Raw genomic sequence first — 3,320 nt, forward strand, 5'->3', positions numbered from 1 at the left:
GGCTGAACGAGGTCATAGCCACGGGCGGCGACGCCTTCTACTTCCCGCTGCTCAAGGATGCCGACAAGAGCAAGGCGCAGGAGGTGCTGGCCGAGACGCTGCTCGATCCCAAGACGCAGGTTGCCTTCAATCTGAAGAAGGGTTCCCTGCCGGTGCGCGGCGACGTCGATCTCAACGCGGCGAACGACTGCATGAAGAAAGGCCTCGCCATCCTCGCCAAGGGCGCCGTCATTCCATGGACGGACCAACTGCTTTCGCAGGACACCCAGAAGCAGAAGGAAGACCTTTTCGCCGAATTCTTCGCCAAGCCGGAATTGACCGTCGAAGACGCACAGAAGCGCTTCGCCGACCTCATCGCTTCGGCGGACTGACGCTGGCGGCAAGCCACCTCGCTCCCGGCCTTGCGAATGCAGGGCCGGGAATGCACCGCCCTTACCCAGCCGGCTGACGAGATGAGCAAGAGCGAACGCCCCAACCTTCTGTTCCGCAACCTCAATGCGAAGGTCGCCTCGATCCCGATGATCCTCACCGCCATGGTGGTTTTCGTCGGCGGCACCGTTTGGACGGTGCTCTATTCCTTCACCAATTCGAAGCTCTTGCCGCGGCTGAATTTCGTCGGGCTCGACCAATATTACCGGCTGTGGGCGACGCCGCGCTGGCTGATCTCGATCGAGAACCTGCTGATCTACGGCGCGATCTCGCTGGTGTTCTCGCTGGTCATCGGCTTCCTGCTTGCAGCACTGCTCGATCAGAAGATCCGCTTCGAGGACACGTTGCGCACCATCTTCCTCTATCCTTTCGCGCTCTCCTTCATCGTCACCGGCCTGGTCTGGCAGTGGCTGCTCAATCCGGATTTCGGCATCCAGCATGTGGTCCGTGACTTAGGCTGGACGAGCTTCAGCTTCGACCCGCTCTACAATTCCAGCATCGTCATCTACGGCATATCGATCGCGGCGCTGTGGCAAGGCACAGGGCTCATCATGTGCCTGATGCTGGCTGGCCTGCGCGGCATTGACGAGGACATCTGGAAGGCGGCGCGGGTGGATGGGATCCCGATGTGGAAGACCTATCTGTTCATCGTCATCCCGATGATGCGGCCGGTCTTCATCACCACGCTCGTCATCATCGCTGCCGGCATCGTCAAGGTCTATGACCTCGTCGTGGCCCAGACCAGCGGCGGCCCAGGCATCGCCTCCGAAGTGCCGGCCAAATACGTCTACGACTATATGTTCTTCGCCCAGAACCTCGGCCAGGGCTTTGCTGCCTCGACCATGATGCTGCTCTCGGTGGTGATCGTCATCGTGCCCTGGGCCTATCTCGAGTTCGGGCGGCGCAAATGAGCATGGCAGACATCACCGCTCAAGCAAGCACCGCCGCCGGCGCGCGCCAGGGCATCACCGATCCCTACGGCCCGAAGCCGCGCCGCGTGATTTCGCGCCGCAACGTCTTCCTATACGGCACATTGTTCGTCATGGCGGTCTACTACCTCTTGCCGCTCTACGTCATGGTCGTCACCTCGCTCAAGGGCATGCCGGAGATCCGGCTCGGCAACATCTTCTCACCGCCGCTCGAGATCACTTTCGAACCGTGGGTCAAAGCGTGGTCGACTGCCTGCACCGGCCTTAACTGCGACGGGCTCTCGCGCGGCTTCTGGAATTCGGTGCGCATCACCGTGCCGTCAGTGCTGCTGTCGATCGCCATCGCCTCGGTGAACGGTTATGCACTGGCCAATTGGCGCTTCAAGGGCGCCGATACGTTCTTCATCATCCTGATCGTCGGCGCCTTCATTCCCTACCAGGTGATGATCTATCCGATCGTCATCATCCTGCGCGAGATCGGCCTCTATGGCAGCCTCAGCGGGCTGGTGATCGTCCATTCCATTTTCGGCATGCCGATCCTGACGCTGCTGTTCCGCAATTATTTCTCCTCGATGCCGGAGGAGCTGTTCCGGGCGGCACGTGTCGACGGTGCCGGCTTCTGGGGCATCTTCCTGCGCATCATGCTGCCGATGTCGCTGCCGATCTTCGTCGTCGCCATCATCCTGCAGGTGACCGGCATCTGGAACGACTTCCTGTTCGGCGTCGTCTACACCCGCCCCGACACCTATCCGATGACGGTGCAGCTCAACAACATCGTCAATTCGGTGCAAGGCGTGAAGGAGTACAACGTCAATATGGCCGCAACCATCCTGACCGGGCTTGTGCCGCTCATCGTCTACTTCATCTCCGGCAAGCTTTTCGTACGTGGCATCGCCGCCGGCGCGGTGAAGGGGTGATGGCGATGACGGCAGCCAACGATACCAGCGTTTCGATCCAGGACCTGTCGCTGAATTTCGGCGCGGTGACCGTCCTGGAGACGCTCAATCTGGATGTCGCCGATGGCGAGTTCATCGTGCTGCTCGGGCCGTCCGGCTGCGGCAAGTCGACCTTGCTCAACTGCATTGCCGGCCTGCTCGACGTTTCCGAAGGCCGCATCTTCATCAAGGGCAAGAACGTCACCTGGGAAGAGCCCAAGGACCGCGGCATTGGCATGGTGTTCCAGTCCTATGCGCTCTATCCGCAAATGACGGTGGAGAAGAACCTGTCCTTCGGGCTGCGTGTCGCCGGCACGCCAAAAGAAGAGATCGCCAAGCGGATCACGCGGGCGGCTGAAATCCTGCAGATCGAACCGCTGCTGCAGCGTAAGCCGGCCGCACTTTCCGGCGGCCAGCGCCAGCGCGTCGCCATCGGACGGGCGCTGGTGCGCGATGTCGACGTGTTCCTGTTCGACGAGCCGCTGTCCAATCTCGACGCCAAGCTGCGCGCCGAACTGCGCGTCGAGATCAAGCTGCTGCATCGCAAGCTGCAGAACACCATGATCTACGTCACCCACGACCAGATCGAGGCGATGACGCTGGCCGACCGCATCGCGGTGATGAAGGGCGGCGTCATCCAGCAACTCGATGCGCCGCAGACCATCTACAACCGTCCGGTCAACCGCTTCGTCGCCGGCTTTCTCGGTTCGCCCGCAATGAACTTCGTCGATGGCCACCTGGAAGACGCCGACGGCGGCTGGCGGTTCGCGGCCGGGGATATCAAGATCCCGCTCGGCACTTACGACTTTGCCAAGCCTCCGGCTCCCGGCCCCGTCACATTCGGTATCAGGCCCGAGCATGTCAGCCTGAACAGCGGCACCGGCTGGCCGTTCTCGATGGCCGCCAATGTCGAGGTGGTCGAACCCATGGGCTCCGACACGCTGGTCTGGCTGAAGCTTGCCCAGCAGAATTTCAGCGTCCGAGTGACCTCGGAACGCACGCCCAAGAACGACGAGGCGGTGACGCT

General features: G+C 61.6%; 3 protein-coding genes and 1 pseudogene. All 4 read left to right on the forward strand.

Annotated features, from left to right (window positions below; all coding sequences use genetic code 11):
- Positions 1-371: pseudogene (locus EN969_RS23005) on the forward strand (carbohydrate ABC transporter substrate-binding protein); the annotation flags it as partial.
- Positions 372-452: 81 nt separating this feature from the next.
- Positions 453-1,340, forward strand: a complete 888-nt coding sequence (locus EN969_RS23010; protein WP_024504415.1) for a sugar ABC transporter permease — start codon at positions 453-455, stop codon at positions 1,338-1,340.
- A gap of 2 nt (positions 1,341-1,342) precedes the next feature.
- The gene (locus tag EN969_RS23015) at positions 1,343-2,275 is read left to right on the forward strand and encodes a carbohydrate ABC transporter permease (RefSeq protein ID WP_024504414.1); all 933 of its coding nucleotides are present in this window, start codon (positions 1,343-1,345) and stop codon (positions 2,273-2,275) included.
- A gap of 5 nt (positions 2,276-2,280) precedes the next feature.
- Positions 2,281-3,320 (forward strand): sn-glycerol-3-phosphate ABC transporter ATP-binding protein UgpC (gene ugpC / locus EN969_RS23020; RefSeq protein WP_127419420.1); only part of this gene is annotated, 1,040 nt, incomplete at its 3' end.

This window comes from Mesorhizobium sp. M7A.F.Ca.CA.003.01.2.1 (assembly GCF_003998945.1).
Classification (GTDB): domain Bacteria; phylum Pseudomonadota; class Alphaproteobacteria; order Rhizobiales; family Rhizobiaceae; genus Mesorhizobium; species Mesorhizobium ciceri.